Source organism: Pseudomonas fluorescens (assembly GCF_000968015.1).
Taxonomy (GTDB): Bacteria; Pseudomonadota; Gammaproteobacteria; order Pseudomonadales; family Pseudomonadaceae; genus Aquipseudomonas; species Aquipseudomonas fluorescens_W.
Window position 1 is genome coordinate 237,258 of sequence record NZ_LACH01000001.1, and the last position, 21,333, is coordinate 258,590.

Annotated in this window: 14 protein-coding genes; 3 read left to right on the top strand and 11 right to left on the bottom strand. The window is 61.3% G+C overall.

All coding sequences use genetic code 11. The annotated features are described in order from the left end of the window. Nucleotides 1-140 precede the first annotated feature (140 nt). The gene (locus VD17_RS01100) at nucleotides 141-524 is read left to right on the top strand and encodes a DUF6124 family protein (protein WP_046052302.1); all 384 of its coding nucleotides are present in this window, start codon (nucleotides 141-143) and stop codon (nucleotides 522-524) included. Nucleotides 525-646: 122 nt separating this feature from the next. Here VD17_RS01100 and VD17_RS01105 read toward each other — a convergent pair whose 3' ends face one another. The 7 genes from VD17_RS01105 to VD17_RS01135 all read right to left on the bottom strand — a co-directional run bounded on the left by VD17_RS01105 (nucleotide 647) and on the right by VD17_RS01135 (nucleotide 14,973). Beyond that, on the bottom strand, nucleotides 647-1,579 hold the full coding sequence (locus VD17_RS01105; RefSeq protein WP_046052303.1) for an aspartyl beta-hydroxylase: 933 nt from the start codon (nucleotides 1,577-1,579) through the stop codon (nucleotides 647-649). Then, nucleotides 1,567-2,352, bottom strand: coding sequence for an aspartyl/asparaginyl beta-hydroxylase domain-containing protein (locus VD17_RS01110; RefSeq protein ID WP_046052304.1), 786 nt, complete (start codon nucleotides 2,350-2,352; stop codon nucleotides 1,567-1,569). The genes VD17_RS01105 and VD17_RS01110 overlap by 13 nt, the downstream gene beginning before the upstream one ends. Next, nucleotides 2,349-2,954: an adenylyl-sulfate kinase gene (gene cysC / locus VD17_RS01115; protein ID WP_046052305.1), complete on the bottom strand. Its 606-nt coding sequence runs from the start codon at nucleotides 2,952-2,954 to the stop codon at nucleotides 2,349-2,351. The genes VD17_RS01110 and cysC overlap by 4 nt, the downstream gene beginning before the upstream one ends. Continuing rightward, nucleotides 2,938-4,452 carry a TolC family protein gene (locus VD17_RS01120; RefSeq protein ID WP_046052306.1) on the bottom strand — a complete coding sequence of 505 codons (1,515 nt, stop codon included), beginning with the start codon at nucleotides 4,450-4,452 and terminating at the stop codon, nucleotides 2,938-2,940. The genes cysC and VD17_RS01120 overlap by 17 nt, the downstream gene beginning before the upstream one ends. 40 nt (nucleotides 4,453-4,492) lie before the next feature. After that, nucleotides 4,493-12,385 (bottom strand): Ig-like domain-containing protein, encoded by a 7,893-nt coding sequence (locus VD17_RS01125; RefSeq protein ID WP_259674523.1) that lies wholly within the window; start codon nucleotides 12,383-12,385, stop codon nucleotides 4,493-4,495. Nucleotides 12,386-12,436: 51 nt separating this feature from the next. Then, on the bottom strand, nucleotides 12,437-13,282 hold the full coding sequence (locus VD17_RS01130) for a sulfotransferase family protein (protein ID WP_046052307.1): 846 nt from the start codon (nucleotides 13,280-13,282) through the stop codon (nucleotides 12,437-12,439). A gap of 119 nt (nucleotides 13,283-13,401) precedes the next feature. Beyond that, a complete protein-coding gene (locus VD17_RS01135) occupies nucleotides 13,402-14,973 on the bottom strand; it encodes a glycosyltransferase family 39 protein (RefSeq protein WP_046052308.1) in 1,572 nt (523 codons plus the stop codon). Nucleotides 14,974-15,214: 241 nt separating this feature from the next. Here VD17_RS01135 and VD17_RS01140 point away from each other — a divergent pair, with 241 nt between their 5' ends. Continuing rightward, nucleotides 15,215-15,802, top strand: coding sequence for a phage tail protein (locus VD17_RS01140; RefSeq protein WP_033058653.1), 588 nt, complete (start codon nucleotides 15,215-15,217; stop codon nucleotides 15,800-15,802). Between the two features lie 53 nt (nucleotides 15,803-15,855). Further along, entirely contained in the window at nucleotides 15,856-16,167 is a 312-nt protein-coding gene (locus VD17_RS01145; RefSeq protein WP_046052309.1) for a DUF6916 family protein, read from the top strand. Nucleotides 16,168-16,305: 138 nt separating this feature from the next. On the opposite strand, the gene VD17_RS01150 is transcribed toward VD17_RS01145, so the two are convergent. The 4 genes from VD17_RS01150 to VD17_RS01165 are packed head-to-tail and all read right to left on the bottom strand — an operon-like array spanning nucleotide 16,306 to nucleotide 21,002. After that, nucleotides 16,306-16,803 carry a GNAT family N-acetyltransferase gene (locus VD17_RS01150; RefSeq protein ID WP_046052310.1) on the bottom strand — a complete coding sequence of 166 codons (498 nt, stop codon included), beginning with the start codon at nucleotides 16,801-16,803 and terminating at the stop codon, nucleotides 16,306-16,308. A gap of 12 nt (nucleotides 16,804-16,815) precedes the next feature. Further along, nucleotides 16,816-18,912 (bottom strand): efflux RND transporter periplasmic adaptor subunit, encoded by a 2,097-nt coding sequence (locus tag VD17_RS01155; RefSeq protein WP_046052311.1) that lies wholly within the window; start codon nucleotides 18,910-18,912, stop codon nucleotides 16,816-16,818. Then, complete coding sequence (locus VD17_RS01160; protein WP_046052312.1) at nucleotides 18,913-20,232, bottom strand: efflux RND transporter periplasmic adaptor subunit; 1,320 nt, start codon at nucleotides 20,230-20,232, stop codon at nucleotides 18,913-18,915. It lies immediately after the preceding gene. Next, nucleotides 20,229-21,002, bottom strand: a complete 774-nt coding sequence (locus tag VD17_RS01165) for an efflux RND transporter periplasmic adaptor subunit (protein WP_046052313.1) — start codon at nucleotides 21,000-21,002, stop codon at nucleotides 20,229-20,231. The genes VD17_RS01160 and VD17_RS01165 overlap by 4 nt, the downstream gene beginning before the upstream one ends. Nucleotides 21,003-21,333: the final 331 nt, after the last annotated feature.

Below are 21,333 nucleotides of genomic sequence, written 5' to 3' on the forward strand. Positions count from 1 at the left end.
GGCGGCTGCGCGCAGGAGATCCTCGGATCTGCTGGGTGTCCTAAACAGTCCCGGTCTTGCACACCTGCGCACGGCCGCCACCCTATTCGCGTGCAAGCGAACGGTGACGGCCCCCACTTACTGTTTAGGATCTTTTATATATGCACAAAATTACTCCGAATCCTCCAGAGAACTCTGGAACCGATTCCGAAAATTCCCTCGAAGACGAAAAACTCAAAGAAGCCGCCGACCGCGCCTTCACCCACTACTTCCCCCCGACCACCGAAAAACCGCCCAAACACCGCAAAGGCAACCTCTTCACCGTCGCCCCCGATGTCAAGACCGAATCCCTTCTGGCCAACGCCTCCGAAGACTTGCTGTCCATCAGCGCCATCGCTGCCAATCTGGCGGACGATGTGGACGGGACACGGCGCTCGGTAGCCTTGGCGCTCAGTCGCATGGCCGATGGCGTGCAGTTGCTCGTCGAGCGAGCGCTGGATCATTGGGAGGAGTCGGAGGTTATGCAGGCTCGGGTCAAGGTTTAGCCAGGTAGATTTGTGTTGAATTGACCACCGCTTTCGCGAGCAGGCTCACTCCTACAGGGGAATGCATTCCAAATGTAGGAGCGAGCCTGCTCGCGATGGCGTCAGTACAGTCAATGAATGAATCAGCGATTATCACGGCGATCTTTTTCCAATGCCTCATAAGGCACTCGCGCCCAACGCTCCACACGTTCGTGCAACAGCACTGAGGCCTCGCGGCGCTTGCTATCACTGTCCCCGACAAACACATCTGACGGCTGCTTGGCATGCTGCCCCACCGCCGCAAATACTTGCTCACGCTGCACATCATCCAACCCAAAAAACTCAGCCAACCGCCCCGCCATCGCCCCCGGCAATTCGCTGTAATTCACCGCCAACCCACCAAATTCCCGACAGTACGCCAACCCCGATTCCAGCAACCTTCCCAACCGACGGGCGATGTAATCCTCGCGGCCATCAAATGGCAGCTCATCAATCATCCCCGGCACCATGTGCATGCCCGGGCGACGCAGATGCGAAACAGCAATTTCCAGCGGATCACGGTACAAAAACAACCACGGTGTCTTGGGAAAACACTCGCGCAACAGAGGCAGTTCAGCGATGTTCCAGGCATCGAGCTTGATCACCAGTCGCTGCTCGACGCCGAGCCGACGCTGGCCATAGGCGGACAACAACCCTTTAATGGCGGCACGCCTTTCGGCTAACGGCAAATCACTGCGCAGCAAAGCATCCAACGGCGGTGGCTCACTGATGACGATGTGGCTGTCGAGTCGGGCGAGCATCTGACTGACCAGGGTCGAACCGCAGCGGGACGCATGAAAAATGAAGGCACTGGGCGTCAGTCCAGGACTGCACACCTGCCAGTCAGTGAGCGCCGACAACGGCGTTTCCCGGCGAAATGCCTGATTGAACGGTAGCCTCAACGCGTCCTCCACCGCATCGCGAAAAAACGGTTGATGCAGCCGCGTGTCGCCGAACCAGCACCAGTCAACCCGCCACTGACCTGCGACCGGCCAGACGCGAATCGGCAACCACCCCTCGAGATTCAGGCGCTCCATTGTTCGTTCCATCGACGCCGACCGTCGCGCATCGCCGCACGCAGTTGTTCGCGGGTAAATGGCAAACCCCGCTCGGCCCCCAGTTCCAGCGCGCGGGCGATAAACGCTTCGCTGTCCTGCATACCCTGCAAGGTTTTACTCAGTTGTGGATCGCTTTCCACCAGCGCGTTGAACTGCGCAAAAAATCCATGACCGACATCAGGACGCGGCGTCGTCGCCAGCCCGTCAGATATCGCCTGATCCAGCCAGGCACCGGGCCGGCAATCAAGCACCAGATGAATGCGCGCTTGAGTATCACGATTGTCCACACGATGAGGTCGTGACAGGTCGAGAAACCAGCACTCACCGGCAGCCATCGGCATGCGCTGGCCGTCCAGCATAAAGTCCACGTGAGGCGCGCTGACTAGCGGGATATGCAGGCGCAGATCAGCGTCTGGCCCGCCAAGGTCGTAGTCGCGATGCTCGTGAATCTGCCCACCCGGACCCAGCCGCAATAGCCGCGCGCAGACGATGTCCAGTGGCAGATCGCGCAATCCTTGCTGCCATCGGACATCCCGCAACCACGGCGCGCGCAACAACGGTTCACCGCGCCCGGGCGACAATTCAGTCAACGCATCCGCCGCCGAAATCAGCGCGACACCGCTCCATTCCCCTGCGTAGTAAGCGCTATTGAAATGAGCCTGCCACGCGTCGTCGCCAATCGCCGCCAGCGCCTGCAACAGCAGCGGCAAATCCACCATCACCGGCAAGCGCGAGAACGCCGGTCGGTTCATCGCTTCGGCAACACCGCACACTCGCCGAGCCAGGTCAGCAAGTGATCGAGACAAGCCTCAACCGACTGCACGCCGGTATCGAGCACCAGGGAGGCGGACGGCGGCGGTTCATACGGCGCAGACACACCTGTAAATCCTGGCAAATCACCCCGTCGTGCTCGGGCGTAATGACCTTTCGGGTCGCGCTGCTCGCACACCGACAGGGAAGCGCTGCACCAGACCTCGCGGTAATCCTCGCCCAGTCGCCGGGCAAACACCTCACGCAACTCCACCAGCGGCGTGATCATCGCCAGGATGACGATCTGCCCGTTCTCCACCAGCAGCGCCGCGACTTCGCTGGCGCGACGGATGTTCTCCAGGCGATCGCTGTCGGCAAAACCGAGATCGCGATTGAGCCCGACCCGCAGCCCGTCGCCATCGAGCACGATGCTCTGCACGCCGTGCTCGAACAGTTCGGCGTGCAGCGCCTGGGCCAGGGTCGATTTGCCCGCCGCCGGCAAACCGGTCAGCAAAATCGCCGTGCCGCGATGGCCGTTACGGACCTCTCGTTGTTCGCGGCTGATGCTCGCCGTCGGTGCCAGCAGGTTATTGGACCTGGGCATGGGTCACCGGCGTCGTGATATTACCGGCCGCCCACGCTGCTTCGCGGGTGGCCAATGCGGTGGCAATGGATTGCACTTCGGTGGATTGCACCTGATCCGGCAGCGGATCGAGCCCCGCACTGGCAAAAATCTGGCCGTAAGCGTTACGCAGATCGGCGTACGACAGGTCGCGACGCAAATCGGCCTGCAAGGTGTTCAGTTCGCCCTGGATCAAGTCCAGTTCACCCAGACTGGCCGCCTGATAACGGTTGCGCAGCTGGCCAACGATCTGTCCGTCAATGTCCGACAGTTGCTGATTGGTCTTGAACTGCCGCAACGCCTCGCGGTAGTTGGCGTTGGCCACATAAAGTTGCGCCAGCACCGCGATCGACATGGCCTGACGGCGCGCTGCGGCGACTTCTTCGCCGGCCTTGGCAACGTTGATCGCCGCCGGTGCGGAGATCACGTTGAACAGGTTCCACGTCACTTTCACGCCGTAGTCGGCCCAGCCCTGCTCCACCAGGAACGAGTTGCTGTCGTAATGCCCGCCGGCCGAGAACTCCAGCCCCGGCAGCAGCCGCAACATGGCTTTGCGGGTTTCGGCCGCGCTGATGCGGCTTTGGTAATCCTGTTCGCGCAGCTCGGGACGACTGGTCAGGGCTTCCTGTTCCAGGCTGGCGAGGTCAACTTTCAATTCCGGAATGACATAGTCGTCCTGGGTCGCCAAGGTCAGGTCGGTGCCCAGCGGCAGATTGATCAGGGTCGCCAGTTCGGTTTTCGCCAGCGACAGCGCACGACGCTGTTCTTCCAGTTGGCGAGTGGCTTCGATCAGCGAGCGTTGATAACCCAGTGCCTGAATCGGATCGCCGATTCGCTGCTGGCTCATGCTTTGGCTGTTGCCGCGCGCGGTGTCGACCCGGGCCATGAGGCTGTCGATCTGTTTGAGCAAACGCTCGGCGGCCATGGCTCGCCAATAGGCCGAGCGCACGTCCTGAACGATGGTGTTGATCACCTTGCGCCGACGTTCCTGAACGATCAGTCGCTGGTCGCCCTGTTGCTTGGCGCTGATGTAGCTGACGCCAAAATCGAGCACGTTCCAGACCATGGTCAGGTCAGCGACGTCACGGTCGCGGTCCTGAGAGGTCGATGGCTCCAAAGACTGAGTGCCGGTCCGTACGCTCTGGCTGCTGGAGGCGTTGACGTTGTTGCGGCCGACGTACCCGGCGTCCAGCGCCATGCGCGGCAACATGTCGAAACTGGCGAGGTCGAGTTGGCGCTTGGCCAGGGCCTCTTCCATGATTTTGAGCCGGCCTTCGAGGTTGTACTTCACCGCGCGGGCCATGGCTTGATGCAGGGTCAGCGGACCGCTGAGGGGCTCCTGATCCTTGTACATGTTCTGCAGGTCGCTCCTGGCGCGCTGTTCGCTGACCCTGCGTTCAATCGGTTCACTGGTGACTGCACATCCGCTTATCGCAAGCGCCAGCAGGCTGGCGCCGAACAACATGTGACTTCTATTCATCCTTGACTGCCCCTGGGTACTGCATTGTTTTAAGGGTTTTTCATGCCTGCATTTCGCTGATGCCGCCTTGCTTCAACGCCGCGGCCAGGGTGTCGACCTGCCGTTGCTCGGTGTCTTTGATCTGTTGCAATTGCTGGTTCAATGTCAACGCGCCAAACACGCCGCGCAGCCCTTGGGAAACATCTCCGCCCTTGATCGAATGACTGCCGAAAGAATTCAGCTCACCTCGCTCGCTGCCGGTGTCCTGATTGAACAGGCTCGACAGCGTGCTGGTGCTGAACACCCCGCCATCGCCACCACCAACACCGAGGAACCCCTGGCCAGAGCCTTCGCCACCGCTGTCGCTGCTGCTGAATACCTGTGCGATGAAGCTGGGCGCCAGCGCGCCGTGGTTTATGAAAATGTCGCCCAGCGGCCGGATGCCATTGCCGATCACGCGGCTTTCGAACAATGGGATGAAGGTCAGCGGTGAGCCGAGATCACCGGTGGGTGGGGCAAAGATGATCGGTTGCAGTGGTACGTTGGGCTGATCGGATACGGTCACCGGTGGTGGGACCCGGGCCAGCGGGTCGGGCGTCACGACCACGGCAGGCGTCTGCACCGGCACGGTGTCGATGGTGTAGTTATTGGACACCGCCACACCAATGCCGGTATTGCCCGAACCGTCGCTGACGTTGCTGGTGTCCAGCGCGATGAAGTTGCTCGGGTCGGTGATGCTCGCAGTCGGCGTGAAGGTCGCCGTCCAGGTCTTGCCGCCATCGCTGCTGGTCAGGTTGGTCAATTCGCCGTTGGTGACGCTGAGGTCCGACAGATCGAAATCGCTTACCACTTCGCTGAAGGTGATCGTCACCAGCGTGGTCTGGCCGATGCTCAGGTTCGGGTTGGCAACGACGATTATGGCGGTCGGCCGAGTCGCATCGAGCGCGTAATTGTTGGAGATCGCGATTGTCGCGCCGAGGTTGCCAGCAGCGTCGGCCACGTTGCCGGTGTCGAGCAGGATCAGGTTGGAGGTGTCGTTGATGTTGGCTGTCGGGGTCAGCGTGGCGGTCCAGGTCTTGCCACCATCGCTGCTGAGCAGGTTGGACAAGGTGCCATTGGCAACGCTGAGGTCCGACAGGTCGAAACCTGAGACCGTCTCGGTGAAGGTGATGGTGACCGTGGTCGTCTCGCCGATGCCCAAGCGGTTATCCGCCACCACAATGGTCGCCGTCGGCCGCGCCGTGTCGATGGCGTAGTTATTGGAATCGGTTACGCCCACGCCACTGTTGCCCGAAGCGTTGGTCACACCACTGTTGTCCAGGCTGATCAGGTTGCTGGTATCGGTCACATTGATGGTGGGCGTGAAGGTGGCGGTCCAGGTAACGCCGCCATCGCTGGACGACACGTTGCTCAGCGTGCCGTTGGCAATGGTCAGGTCCGCGTTGGTGAAACCGCTCACCGCTTCGCTGAAGGTGATAGTCACCCCTGAGGTTTCACCGGCCTTGAGGGCATTGTCGGCCACCACGATGGTTGCGGTCGGCACCTGGGTCTCCACCACATAGTTGGCGGAGTTGGTCGTGCCTGAGCCCGCGTTTCCGGCCAGGTCCAAGACGCCGGTGTTGTTCAGGGTGATGAGATTGGTGGCGTCGGTCACGCCGATGGTCGGGGTAAACGTCCCGGTCCAGGTGATACCGCCGTCGCTGCTGCTGACATTGCTTAACGTACCGTTGGCGACGCCCAAATCGCTGTTGTCGAAACCGCTCACCGCCTCGCTGAAGGTGATGGTCACCAGCGAGGTTTCGCCCGGTTTCAGGGTTGTATCGCTCAACACGATGGTCGCGGTCGGGCGCTGGCTGTCGATAGCGTAATTGTTGGAGTCGGTGGTGCCGCTGCCGGCGTTGCCCGACAGGTCCGCGACTCCGGTGTTGTCCAGAGTGATCAGGTTGGTCGTGTCGGTGATGCCGGCGGTTGGCGTGAAGGTCGCCGTCCAGGTAATGCCGCCGTCGCTGCTGCTCACCGCAGCCAACGTGCCGTTGGCGATGGTCAAATCCGAGTTGGTGAAACCGCTCACCGCCTCGCTGAAGGTGATGGTCACCTGGCTGGTCTGGCCAACGCCCAGCGCTGCATCAGCCACTACGATGGTCGCGGTTGGACGCTGTGTGTCGATGGCGTAGTTGTTCGAGTCGGTTGTACCGCTGCCGGCATTGCCCGAGGCGTTTTGCACACCCGTGTTGTCCAGGGTGATCAGGTTGCTGGTGTCGGTGATGGCGTTGGTTGGGGTGAATGTTGCCGTCCAGGTGATGCCGCCATCGCCACTGCTGACGGCGCTCAAGGTGCCGTTGGCGATGGTCAGGTCGGCATTGCTGAAACCGCTGACGGCTTCGCTGAAGGTAATAGTGACCAGCGACGTTTCACCGACGCTCAGCGCATTGTCGGCGACGACGATGGTGGCTGTCGGCAGCACGGTGTCGATGGTGAAGTTCGCCGAATGGGTGACGCCGCTGCCCGCGTTGCCGGCAATGTCGACCACGCCGCCATTGTTCAGGCTGATCAGGTTAGTGGTGTCCCTGACGCCGACCGTCGGCGTGAAGGTCGCGGTCCATGTGATGCCGCCGTCGCTGCTGCTGACCGCGCTCAAGGTGCCGTTAGGAATGCTCAAGTCACTGTTGTCGAAACCGCTGACCGCCTCGCTGAACGTGATGGTTACCAACGACGTTTCGCCGGCGCTTAGCGTGCTGTCGGCGACCACAATCGTGGCGGTCGGACGCAGGCTGTCGATCACGTAGTTGTTGGAATCGGTGGTACCCGAGCCAGTGTTACTGGCCGCGTCCGCAATGCCGGTGTTGTCCAGCGTGATGATATTGGTCGTATCGTTGATGCTCGCCGCCGGCGTGAAAGTCGCGGTGTAGGTGATGTTATCGCTGGTGCTCAGGCCGCTCAGGGTGCCGTTATCGACAGTGAAGTCGGCAAGGGTTAAACCGGTCACCGCTTCGCTGAAAGTGATGGTCACCAGCGAGGTTTGGCCAAGCGCCAGTGTTGGATCCGCGACGACGATGGTCGCGGTTGGTCGCACGGTATCTATGGCGTAGTTGTTGGAATCGGTAGTGCCGCTGCCGGCGTTGCCCGAAGCATTTTGCACACCGCTGTTGTCCAGACTGATCAGGTTGGTCGTATCGGTGATGCTGGCAGTCGGCGTGAAGGTCGCTATCCAGGTGATGCCGCCGTCGCTGCTGCTCACCGCCGTCAACGTGCCGTTGGCGATGGTCAGGTCGGCGTTGCTGAAGCCAGTCACCGCTTCAGAGAACGTAATGGTTACCAGCGATGTTTCGCCGACTTTCAGCGCGTTATCGGCGACCACGATAGTGGCGGTCGGCAGCACGGTATCGACGGTGTAGTTGCCGGAGTTGGTAGTGCCACTGCCCGTGTTGCCAGCCAAGTCCGCCACACCGGTATTGTTCAGGGTGATGACGTTGCTTGAGTCATTCACGCCAACGGTGGGCGTGAAGGTCGCGGTCCAGGTGATGCCGCCGTCGCTGCTGCTCACGGCCGTCAAGGTGCCGTTGGCGATGGTCAGGTCAGCGTTAGTGAAACCGCTGACCGCCTCTGAGAACGTAATGGTCACCAGCGAGGTTTCGCCGGCACTCAGGGTCGGGTCGGCCACAACGATGGTCGCCGTAGGGCGAACCGTGTCGATCACATAGTTATTGGAATCGGTTGTACCGCTACCGGCATTGCCCGCCAGGTCCGCGATCCCGGTGTTGTCCAGAGTGATCAGGTTGGTCGTGTCGTTGATGCTGGCGCTCGGGGTAAAGGTTGCCGTCCAGGTGATGCCGCCGTCGCTGCTGCTCACCGCCGTCAATGTGCCGTTGGCGATGGTCAAATCGGCGTTGGTGAAACCGCTGACCGCTTCACTGAAGGTGATGGTCACCAGCGAGGTTTCGCCGATTTTCAATGCAGTGTCCGCCACCACGACCGTGGCCGTCGGGCGCACGGTGTCGATGGCGTAGTTGTTGGAATCGGTGGTGCCGCTGCCCACGTTACCGCTGCTGGTGGCCTGCACGCCGCTGTTGTCCAGGGTGATCAGGTTGGTCGTATCGGTGATGCTGGCAGTTGGCGTGAAAGTCGCCGTCCAGGTAATGCCGCCGTCGCTGCTGCTCACCGCGGTCAATGTGCCGTTGGCGATGGTCAGGTCGGCGTTGGTTAAACCGGTCACGGCCTCTGAGAAGGTGATGGTTACGAGGGATGTTTCGCCGATTTTCAGCGCGCTGTCGGCAACCACGATGGTGGCGGTCGGCGGTACGGTGTCGATCGTGTAGTTGCCCGAGTTGGTGGTGCCGCTACCCGAGTTGCCGGACACGTCCGCCACACCGGTATTGTTCAGGGTGATGACGTTGCTTGAGTCATTCACGCCAACGGTGGGCGTGAAGGTCGCCGTCCAGGTGATGCCACCGTCGCTGCTGCTCACCGCCGTCAATGTGCCGTTGGCGATGGACAAATCCGCGTTGGTGAAACCGCTGACCGCTTCGCTGAAGGTGATCGTCACCAGCGAGGTTTCACCCGCTGTCAGGGCGCTATCGGCCAACACAATCGTGGCGGTCGGGCGCACGGTGTCGATGGCATAGTTATTGGAATCGGTGGTGCCGCTACCGGCGTTGCCCGACAGGTCCGCGATCCCGGTGTTGTCCAGGGTGATCAGGTTGGTCGTGTCGTTGATGCTCGCGGAAGGCGTGAACGTGGCGGTCCAGGTGATCCCGCCGTCGCTGCTGCTCACCGCCGTCATGGTGCCGTTGGCAATCGTCAGGTCCGCATTAGTGAACCCGCTGACCGCTTCGCTGAAGGTGATGGTCACCAGCGAGGTTTCGCCGATTTTCAATGCCGCGTCCGCTACCACGATGCTTGCTGTTGGCCGCACGGTGTCGATCGCGTAGTTGTTCGAATCCGTAGTGCCGCTGCCCGCGTTGCCGGACTGATCGCTGACCCCGGTGTTATCCAGAGTGATCAGGTTGGTCGTGTCAGTGATGCTGGCGGTTGGCGTGAAGGTCGCGGTCCAGGTGATGCCGCCGTCACTGCTACTCACGGCCGTCAAGGTGCCGTTGGCGATGGTCAGGTCCGCGTTGGTGAAACTGGTCACTGCCTCGGCAAATGTAATGGTCACCAGCGAGGTTTCGCCGATTTTCAGCGCAGTGTCGGCCACGACGATGGTTGCGGTCGGACGTACTGTGTCGATCACATAGTTGTTCGAATCGGTGGTGCCAGTGCCGGTGTTGCCCGACAGGTCCGCGATCCCGGTGTTGTCCAGGGTGATCAGGTTGGTCGTGTCGTTGATGCTCGCGGAAGGCGTGAACGTGGCGGTCCAGGTGATGCCGCCGTCGCTGCTGCTCACGGCCGTCAACGTGCCGTTGGCGATGGTCAAATCCGCGTTGGTGAACCCGCTGACCGCTTCGCTGAAGGTGAATGTCACCAGCGAGGTATCGCCGATTTTCAGCGCATTGTCCGCCACCACAATGGTCGCCGTTGGCCGCACGGTGTCGATGGCATAGTTGTTCGAATCGGTGGTGCCGCTGCCGGTGTTGCCCACCAGGTCGCTGACCCCGGTGTTGTCCAGGGTGATCAGGTTGGTCGTATCGGTGATGCTGGCAGTCGGGGTCAAGGTTCCCGTCCAGGTGATGCCGCCATCGCTGCTGCTCACGGCGGTCAAGGTGCCGTTGGCGATAGTCAGGTCCGCATTAGTGAACCCGCTGACCGCTTCGCTGAAGGTGAATGTCACCAGCGAGGTTTCGCCGATTTTCAACGCATTGTCCGCCACGACAATTGTGGCGGTCGGGCGCGCGGTGTCGACGACGTAGTTATTGGAGTTGGTGGTACCGACGCCGGCAGTGCCCAGACCGTTTATCACTCCGGTGTTGTCCAGGGTAATGAAATTGGTCGTATCGGAAATACTGGCAGTCGGCGTGAACGTTGCCGTCCAGGTGATGCCGCCATCGCTGCTGCTGACGGCACTCAAGGTGCCGTTGGCGATGGTCAGGTCGGCGTTGGTGAAACCGGTCACGGCCTCGGAGAAGGTGATCGTCACTAAAGACGTTTCGCCGATGCTCAGTGTGGTGTCGGCGACCACAATGGTCGCGGTCGGCGGCGGCGAATACGCAGTGTTGAGTACACCGCCGTCGTTGTAGATGGTCGCGAAGGAGGTCGGCGAGGTGCCGGTTGTACCTCCGCCCTGCGCGGTACCGCCTGCACCACTGGCCGCGGCATTACCGGCCAGCGCGGCGAAATTGGCGGCCGTCATCAGCAGTGTGCCTTTGTTCCAGATCGCGCCGACGCCCCGGCCGCCGATGCCGCCATTGCTGGCATTGCTGCCTTGGCCACCGCCACCGCCACCGCCACCACCGGCGCCGATGTTGTTGCTGATGGTCGAAGTGCCGATGATGGTGATGGTGCCGCTGCTGGCGTTGTAGATCCCGCCCACCGCGTTGCCGCCGGCGCCACCCACCTTGTCCCAACCGGCCCCGCCGCCACCGCCACCAATGGAAATCGTGCCGTTGGTGGCCGTCGAACCGTTACCGCCGTTGCTGTAATAGGAAACGCCCACCCCACCGGCGCCGCCAGTGGTGGTACCGCCGCGACCGCCCATGTGGGTCGCGTCATAACCGCCGCCGTAACCGCCGACACCGCCGCTGCCCGCCTGGCCGCCCAACGTGCCGGTACCCGGGCCTGCCGAACCGCCATGCCCGCCGCCCTGGCCGCCCAGACCGCCGCCACCGCCACCGCCGCCGCCGTAAAAAGCGCCCGTGACACCGCCGCCACCACCGCCACCGGAAGCACCGTTGGAGGTCACGGTCACGTTGTTCAGGGTCAAGTTCCCTGCGTTGAAGATCCCCCCGGCCATCGCCCCGGTGGCACCGTAACCACCGTTGCCGCCAGTACCCGACACCAGGCCTCGGGTGATCAACAGGCCATCAAGGGTCACGGTTTTGCCCGCCGCGATTTCAATCACTCGGGTCTTGTACTGACCATCAAGAATCACTTCAGCCGCGCCGTCATTGTTCAGGTCGCCATCGACGGTGATGTTCTTGTTGATCAGCAGTTCGGACGTCAGCTGCACCGTCATGCCGGTGCTGAAGGTGACGATATCGCCGTTCTGCGCCGAGGCGATGGCGGCCCGTAATGAGCCAACCCCGGTGTTGGCATTGTTGGTGGCGGTCCAGGTCGCCAGGCCCCATTGATATTCACTCATGGCCATAGTCGAGAGGACGTTGGCGCTTTCGATGTTGCCGGTGACGATCTCCAGATTCCAATCGCCACCGATCCCGGTCCGATTGCTCGAAGCGGCCACATCGCGGCCGGTCAATTGCGCCAGCGAGTCGACAAAATTCAAGCCACGCTCACCTTCGGCGGTGTAGCAGCCGTAGATCATGATGTCGCCGCCGACATTCATGTCCTTGCCGATTTCCGCCAGCACGGCGCTGCGGGCCGCAACGTTGTCGGCCGATAGATAGCTGTCGCCCAGCCATAGATCGCCTGCGTTGCCATGGGCAATGATCTGCACCGAACTGATGCCCTGATGGTGATCGAGGTAGTCGGCAATCTGCTGCAAACCGTCCCTGCTCGCATCCAGCTGAACCACTTGAGTACCAGGCGCCACACCCTTGAGCAGGCTGTCGGCGTCCTTGACCCGGGAATCGACGAACACCACGCTCTGCCCCGGCACGGCAACGGGCGCCGTCGCAGGCGTCGCATCGGCCTGGCCGTGGGTGTCTTTGCTGGCCACCGCTTGATCGGCCGTCGGCGTTTTGGCCGCATCGGCGGTGGGATGGCTGTCAGGCTGAGCGGCATCCGCCACCGTAGCCGCGACCGCGCCGTCGAACAGCATGCGCGGCTCCAGGGACATGATCATTGGCGAGGCCAGCGCCCGTGCGCCTTCGGTAACTCGCGACTTGCCGTTGCTCCACCACATGCTGCTCACCCGGACTCGAACTTTCGTGACGCGAAAATGAAAATGCCGCGATCAACTGATCGCGGCATCGGCTTTCATACGAATGACATTGGCGGCGCTGGCTGAGCCATCGAGCCAAAAGGACAATTCTGCGTATTGCTTGAACAAATCAGGTGGCAGGATCGTGCGCCGCGATTGCAGCTCGACTTTGGGTTTGACCCTGTGCAGGCCGGAGACGCCGAGGGCTTGATCGAACTCCGGCGCGTCGTAGGCGAGGTTGTCAAAGTCATGCTCGAACCAGGGTTCGCCGATGAAGTCGTAGACCAGCCGCATGACCCGATCAGGGGCCTGGGTCAGCAAGTCGTAATCGACAATCAACAACGAATCGGCGTGCTCGCCGTAATAGGCTTCCTTGAGCGCGGCCCAGGCAAACCCCACCAGGCGATTGCGTTGCGCCAGGGTTTCGCAACGGCTGTAGACCGTATTGCGCTCGACCCCGTCGCCGAACAGCTTGGTGTTTTCAAAGGGGTTGGCGCGATATAAACGCTCGATGCTGTCCATGACCCAGGCGACATTGCGCACGCAGGCAATGACCTTGGCTTGAGGGAACAGGTCGCTGATGGCCGGCAGGCGCGAACTCCATAACCGATTGGTGTCGAACACCACCGGTTTGTCGGCCTTGTCGGCGTAAAAGGAATCGAACAGACCGCGAAGCAAACGGCGGCGCAGATCGGTATCGATCACCGCACCGAACTCGCTGCCGGCGCTGCACTGCTCCAGAACACCGGAAAACAGGGCGCCAACGGGGCTGGTCATGCCGGCATGAAAGCGCGGGTTCTGCAAAAGAATCGCAGAAAGCAGGGTCGAGCCTGAGCGCGGCAAGCCGGAAATAAAATGGAAGTGTGACAATCCCTTCACCCTAGTCATAAGTCCTTTATGTATGACGGAGCGTAGACCATGAACAGGCTTACGGGTAATGGTGTTTTGATATCAAATCGAATCTAAATCGTCTGAAAAACGAGATTTTGGTTACAGGCTCAATGCAACACGAACAAACGCGCGTTGGCGCCTCCCGCCTGCGTTACGCCAACGTTTTGCCAGCCTGCGGGCAACGGCGCGAATTCGTTCGGCAAATCGATCGTGCCGATCAACCACACCCGGCCGGTGCCTTTGGGCAAATTACCGAGGCTGTCGAGGTAAATATCCTGAGACACCAGCGTGCCGAAACCATAAGCATTCGGCCGGCTCGACGCTCCATTGGCCAACGGCGGCGTGTACAGCAGCGGTTTGGCGTCAGTGCGGTTGTAATAGACGTAACTGAGGTACCAGAGCATGTCGCTGGTGACGATCCGGTCACCGGCAACGAAGTGCTGGTTTACGTAGTCGACCATGACGCTGATTTGATCGTTGGTATCGACCGTGGCGTTGTTGTTCAGGCCCACCAGTTCGACGCCGATAAACAACACCAGCACCGTCACGGCCAACACCCGGAAGACGGCGTACAGGCGATCAATGGCCAATGCGGCAATCATCGGCAAGCCGAGGGCGTACGCGGTGAGGTAACGTTCGATGAACACTGGCGAGATGAACGACGCCGAAAACACCAGAAATATCGGCAAAATGGTGTAGATCACCACCAATGCACTGCCACGAATAACACTGCGATCCCGCGCCAGCGCCACCCACACCAACGCCAGCGACGCCAAGGGTAACGTGATGAAAATCCATGTGGGCAGGTTCTCGCCATCGTCCTGGATCAGGAACGACCAGATCATCGAAGGCAACGAGCCGAACGTGACCGGTGTCTCCCACCCCACATCGCCATTGGCTTTGAGTTGATCCATGTGTTGAATCAGATCGATCAGGCTGGGCACCCACGGCAAGTACACCAACACGATCGCCATGTTCGCCACCCACCAGCCGGGCTGCTGGATATGCCGCAAGCGATAGCCGGGCTGTACGCGGATCAGCCCCAGATACAGCCAGTGACACAGCACGCACAGGGCGGTGAAGTAATGGGTGTAGAACGCCGCGCTCATCAGCAGTGCATAAAACACCAGATAGCGCTTACGTGCCGGGCGTTTGATCCAGTAAACCAGGGCGATCGTGGCTCCGATCAGCCACAGTCCCAGCAACGAATACATGCGCACTTCCTGGCTGTAACGAACGGCGGTAGGCAGCAGCGCCAACAGGACGCCGGCCAACAACGCGGCGCGGCGAGTGGCGAGCAAGTCCACCAGCCAGACGCCCAGCACCACGGTGGCAATCCCTGGTAGCGCGCTCAGGCTTCGAATCGAAAAAATGCCATTGCCGAACAGTTCGATCCAGCCATGCAGCAGCATGAAATACAGCGGCGGGTGCACATCATGGGCGGCATGCACCCAGATCTCGCTCAACGAATATTGGCTCAACAGCAGGCTGGAACCTTCGTCGCCCCAAATAGCCGCCGCCGTCAGGTCGTAGAAACGCACCAGCGCGGCCAAGGCCAGGATCGGCAACAGCCAGTGCTCCCGCGCCCATCGCAGCATTCGCTGAACTATCGCCCAGACGCCGGGTGCCTCGTGCGGACCTTGGGTGCCGTCAAGCGGTGTTTCTCTGTGCGCCTCCATTGCCTCCCCTCAAGACTGCCGGTGAAAAACCTTGATGCTTGCAATCACTGTAGGACAGCGACAGCGCCGTCGTCGATGCTGGCTTTACGACCAACGACATTCGGCAATCTGGCGGATCAACTACGCTCTGGCGTGGCGTGATCCAGCCACGGAGATGAATGGAGTCGGCTGTACGCAACGATGTGCCCGCACGGGCAATCTGCGTGGCGCGCCAGACAACTAACCTGAGGGATAAGGAACTATGGAAGTATTCATGGGCACTGTTCAGTCTTTTGCCTTTAACTTCGCCCCTAACGGCTGGGCCCTGTGTAACGGCCAGACACTGGGGATCTCGCAATACCAGGCGCTGTTCTCACTGCTGGGAACCTACTATGGAGGCAATGGCACCACCAACTTCATGCTACCCAACCTGCAAGGCCGAATGCCGATAGCACAGGGCAATGGGCTGAACCTGACCCCGCGCGTCATCGGTGAATTCTCCGGGACCGAGAACGTCACAGCCACCATCACCAACCTGCCCAACCACACCCACGCCTTGTCCGGGCTCACGGCCAGCACCACCTTGCAACTGGCCAGCCCGGCGAGCAACCCGGCCACCAACCCGACCGCGACCAACTCGTACATCGGTGCCTCGGGCGGCGGTCCGGGTTCGGCGACCATCTACTCCGACGCGCAAGGCGCTGCGGCCGTGCCACTCAAAGGCGTGGCCACCACGGTCACGGGAGAAATCTCGTCCGCCGGTAATGGCCTGCCCATGGAAACGATGAACCCGTTCCTGGTGCTCAACTTCAGCATCGCCTTGAACGGGTTATTCCCTTCGCGCAACTGAGGTTCGGCCGGGGGATTCAATCCCCCGGCCACTTTCAATTTTGGAGTGACGCCATGCTGCAACAGGTGCAAAGCCAACACTTTCAGGCGCTGCTGGGCAAGACCGGGAGGCTGCGGCTGCCGGATGGCACTGAATTGCCGATCCATATCGACAGCCTTGAAGAAACACCCCGCTCGCGGATGCCCAAGAGCGAGCGGATGCCGTTCAGTGTCGAGTTCAACAGCCTGCAGCCTACAGTGTTTGTCGATGGGTTGTGCGCGTTGGAACTGCCGGAACTGGGTCAGGTGGAAAACATCTTCGTCTCCCGGGTGCCGGCCATGGGACGTGACCCGGACTTGGGATATTTCTACATCGCCTTCAACTGAACACACCGAAATCCAATGTGGGAGTGAGCCTGCTCGCGATAGCGGAGTGTCATTCACCTAAAATGTTGAATGATCCACCGCTATCGTCGGAACGCCGCCCGGAGCAGGCTCGCTCCTACAGGGGGAGCGGTAGTGGATTCAGCTATGCGGATACCACACCAATCGCTCCGCCGCCGGGTTTCGCTCTTCAACCTGAAACCCCAGCGCCAGGTAATGCTGGCGAGCATGGGGATTGTTGGTCCAGACCACCGTGGCCACCGGGCAGCGCACCTGTTGTGCGGCCTTTTGCACACCATGCAGCACCTTGCGCCCATAACCCTGGCCGCGCGCCTGCGGAATGAACGCCAGGTACAACACACGAATTTCATTAGGGCCAAAATCAGTGGTCAGCGCGCCGATGGCCGTGTCGAGTTTTTCCACCACGTAATGCATCGCGTTGGGGTAACGCTCACCCAAACCTTGCTCCTGCACCTGAAATTGCTGGGCGACCACCTGTTCAACCACTTCCCGCTCATCGTCGATCCATTGCAGGTCCGGTCGCGCCGCCTGGTAAAGGCGCTGCAAAAAAGGCCCATCGCTGATCCGCGATGGCCGCACCACCAAACCATCCGCCGCCACTGATTCGCTATTCGCCATCGCTTGCTCTCCCTAGAAACCGCTTTCCCTGACACCCAGTGCCGCCATGCGCCGCCAGGCGACGCCCAGCAATGACTCGCCGTGCCCTTGCAACACCACGACACCCCGCAAGGGTTGCATCGGCGTCGGCACCTCTTCGAGGGTGCTCAACCGCGCCCCGTATTGCCCCTGCACCGGCTCGGCCCGTTGGTGCGGATCCCGGCGCACGGCAATCGGCCCGTGGTGATCGGACGTCAGCGCCTCCTGATCGACATACGCCGCGCCGTTGGTGTCGATTTCGGTCAATTTAACGGCGATCGCCGGGTGCATCGGATCATCGGCGATGAACCGTCCGGTGGCGCCCGGTGCCACGCGCCACAGTTCGGCTTCGGCCAGATAACCGCGCAACCGCGCGCCGTCTTCGACCACCCGCGCCAGCGGTTCTTTGATCGACAACCAGCGACCGACCGCCAACTGCGGCAACAGATCGCGCACCTTGCCGGCGTGGGGCGCCCGCAGCAGCAGGCGCTCACGCTGGGCGGCCAGGCCTCGGTATTCGGCGACCGCTTCGGCCAGGCGCTGTTCGACGATCCCGGCGTCGGCGGCGGTTTCACTGCGGCTGGCCTGACGACGCATCTGCAACTGCTGGATCTGGATTTCACGTCGGACGATAGCCTGACGCGAATCCAGGTCCGGGGATTCCAGCTCAATCAAAACCTGGCCCTGGGCAACCGCTTCACCATCGTGAACATTCACCGTTTTGACTCGCGCCGCGACTGGCGCGTGCAAGGCACTGGCGCGGCCAGCCTCCAGCATCGTCGGCAACTCAACGGCGCTGCGCCACGGCACGACCAGCATCAGCAACAGCCCAAACAAGGCCAGGCCACTGAGCAGCACCCGAGGCGCATGCGCCTGTTCGCGGCGAGTCCACCATTGCCGCCATTCACTCATGATCGGCAGGAAGATGAACCACACCAGCTCCACCAGCATCAGGAAAATCCCCAACACTTTGAAGAACAGGTGGTAGACCGCCAACGCAATCCCGAAAAACAACGCCGCACGCCACAGCCACGAGCCGTAACCCCAGATCAGCAAACGCCGTTGCATCTTCGGCGACCAGGGCTCCGGCGCCGGCGCGCCGTAACCGAATAAAAACTCACGCAAGCGCCAGCGACAAAGGGCAAACGCTCGCCCTTGAAGGTTGTCGACTTCCCAATAGTCGCTGAGCAAAAAATAGCCATCAAAACGCATGAACGGGTTGAGGTTGATCACCAGTGTGGTCATCCAGGTGGCGCTGGCGAGCATGAACGCCGCCGTGCGTCCGGGACCGTCGGGCAGCAGCGACCAGGCGAGCAGCGCGATGCTCGCTAAAAGCAATTCCGCCAGCACGCCACCAGCGCCAATCAGCAGCCGCGCGCGGCGATCATTGACCCGCCAGGCGTCGCTGACGTCGGTGTAAAACATCGGCAGCAACACCATGAACGCCACGCCCATGCTCTGCACCCGACAACCGGCGCGCTTGGCCATGAAGGCATGACCAAATTCATGACAGAGCTTGGCAAAGAACAGCGCCACGCCAAACGCCAGCGCGCCGCCGAGGCTGAACAAATGCGGGAAGGTCGCGATAAAGCGCTGCCAGTCCCGGGACACCAGAAACACGCCGAGCCCCAGGGTTGCCGGCAATCCGTAGCGCAACGCGCGCGGACCGAAGCGCTCCAGCCATGGCCAGGCACGATTGAGAAAAGCGTCCGGGCGCCACAGCGGAATGCGGAAAAACAGGTATTGGTGCAGCAAGATCTGCCATATCGATTGACGTTGAGCGGCCGCTTTGAGGCTGTAACTGGCGCGCTGTTGCGGATCAAGGGCGGAGATCAGGTCGTGGCTGCGCAAAAAGCCCAGTAATTGCTCAAGCTCCGCGCCATCCAGCGGCAAACCTGGCTCGCGGTTGGCTGCACGCAACACTTGCTCGGGATCACCCAAGGACCAATGCCGCAGCAGGCGCATCGCCGCCACGCCGAGTTTGAAATAGCGACCGCGCACCGGGTCGGCGAGGGTCCAGCGCGGCGAGCCATCGAGCGCCGGTGATGCAGGCGTCAGCTGCAAGTCTGCGCGCAGGTTTGGCAGGCTCATCTAAAGGCCCACACTCTGGCGCAAACCGGCCAGTGGTCGACGCAACAGGTACAACGCCAATGGCGCACGGTCGCCGAAAATTTTGGCGGTTCCGCGCAGGCCGATGCGCGGCGGGGCACCCTCGAAATTCGCATCCAGACGATAAGCCAACTGCCCGGCCGCAGTCGGTTGCGCCTCATAGGCCGAGCGTTCGAGTTTGGCCAGATGCCGTTGCAATGGATCGCTGTCGAGGAACAGCGCGACTTGCGCGCCCGGCTCCAGCGCAATCGCATCGCCCACCGCCAGTTCGATGCGCAACTCAGCCTGGGTCGGGTCGGCGATTTCCATCAGCCGCTCGCCCGTCTGCACCGGTTTACCGGTCCAGCGCTCCGCGTCGGCGAACACCGCAATGCCTCCGCGCTCAGCGCGCACTTCGCTGCGTTTGAGCAGTTCGCGGGCGTAATCCCGCTCAGCACGTTTTTGCTCGACTCGCGCGGCCAGCAGATCGATTTTCGAGCTCGATTCGGCGTCGGCGAACGAGCGCTGGGAATTGGCCTTCAGCTCAGCTTCAGCAACGCCCAAGGCGCGCTCGGCCACATCGGCCTGGGCCCTGAGCGTGGTGCTTTCAAAGCGCAACAACAGGTCGCCGGCTTTCACCGTCTGATTGGGTTTGACCAGAAACTCGGCAATCACCCCGTCCAGCGGCGCCGCAACGACTCGGCCGCCCAGCGGAACAACTTCGGCCGGTGCAAGCACCGATTGCCGCACCGGAATGAGCAGCCCGAGCAACACCACCGCGACCAACGCCACCTGACGTTTTCGCGTCCAGCGCAGTCGCCACGGTTTGCGCGGTTGCAGCGCCAGCCAGGCATGGCTGTAGGTGTCACCCAATTGCGACAGCAGCACTTGCTCGGAAGGATTCCACGGCAGGTCCCGCGCCAGCCACAGACCGCCAAACACCTCACCTTGGTGATCGATCAGCGGCAGCCAGAACACCTGAGCCGCTGAAAGACTCTGCCAGTCCGCCTGAATCGATTCGCTGAGAACATTCGCCGGAACCACCCGCGCCTGTTTCAGCACCTCGAGCTTGAACAACTGCGCCACGGCCTGCTCGACAAACGCCACGAACGGCGCATTCGGCTCCACCGCACTGACGCCCGTCACGGCCTGCACCTTGCCGGCAATCAACAGCGCCGCGTGGCGAAAGCCGAACAGCGCCTGACCGTCATTGACCAGGCTGTAGGCCAATTGCGAAGGCGTGCGAGCGGCGCGGGTCAGGCGTTCGAGATCCAGAAACCTTGCGAACACCTGTTCGGCACCGCCCATTACCGGGGCGTTCACTTGAACTCCACGAAGCGTGCCGTGCCACTCATGCCTGCCAGCAAACCGTTGGCGTTGGGAAGCGTCGCCACCAGCAGCAAGGTCTGACTGCCTTCGTCAATCCGTGCACCGAGACGTTTGACCGTGGCATCCAGAGGCTGACCGGTTTCATCGGGAACAAAGCGGAAGGTCTGGCCAGGCTTGAGCCGGGCCATCCAGCGCGACGGCACCAGCAAATGAATTTCCAGGGTGCGGTTATCGACCACGTCCAGTAACGGCGTGCCGGCAGCGACGCTTTCATAACGCTTGACCTTGCGCTCGACGACCTGGCCATCGAACGGCGCCAGCACGCTGCAACGCTTGACCTGGACCTGATAAACCTGGGATTGCGCCTGAGTCTCGCTGACTTTGGCCTCGGCCCGCGCCACTTCAAAACGCCCGACCGAATTCAACGCCGCCAGTTGCCTGTTGTGGGACAGCTCTTCGCCGGCACCACGGTTGGCAGCCTGGGCCGCGTTGAGCTGAGCCTGATAAGCCGAGCAATCAAAACGCGCCAGGGTGTCACCCTTCTTGAACGACTCGCCCTCACTGAACGGCAACTCGACAATACGCCCGGACAACTCACTGGCCAGCACCGCCTGATCCCGGGCTCGCAGCACGCCACGGGCCTCACTGCTGGCATTTGCACTGCCGCTGCTGTCCAGCAGCGGATCATCGGGCGCAGGCGTTTGCGCCTGTACCACGCACGTTACAAAGGTCAATCCAATAACCCACACACGAACACGCCGCATAACCGTTACTCCCTGACGGATGAGCGGAGTCTATGACAGCGTGGGTGGGCGTCAAGCGGATGGGCGTCATTGGATAGAAATGTAATGTTTCAAAAAGGACAAAATTTTCAGAGTGCTCGTTTGTTCTTACGCTCATTGGGTTTGGGTAATAAATCTCACACGAAAAGGGGAATGCCCACTCAGTCAAAACTGAACGCGGCGATAGATACCTTGCGTCTCTACACCCCCCATCGTCATAGCTCCCTTGCGTCGCAACAATCATTAACAGATGAAGCCAATAGCGCCTTGACTATCGACCTGGCAACTATCCAAAACTGGCCTGCCGGTGCTG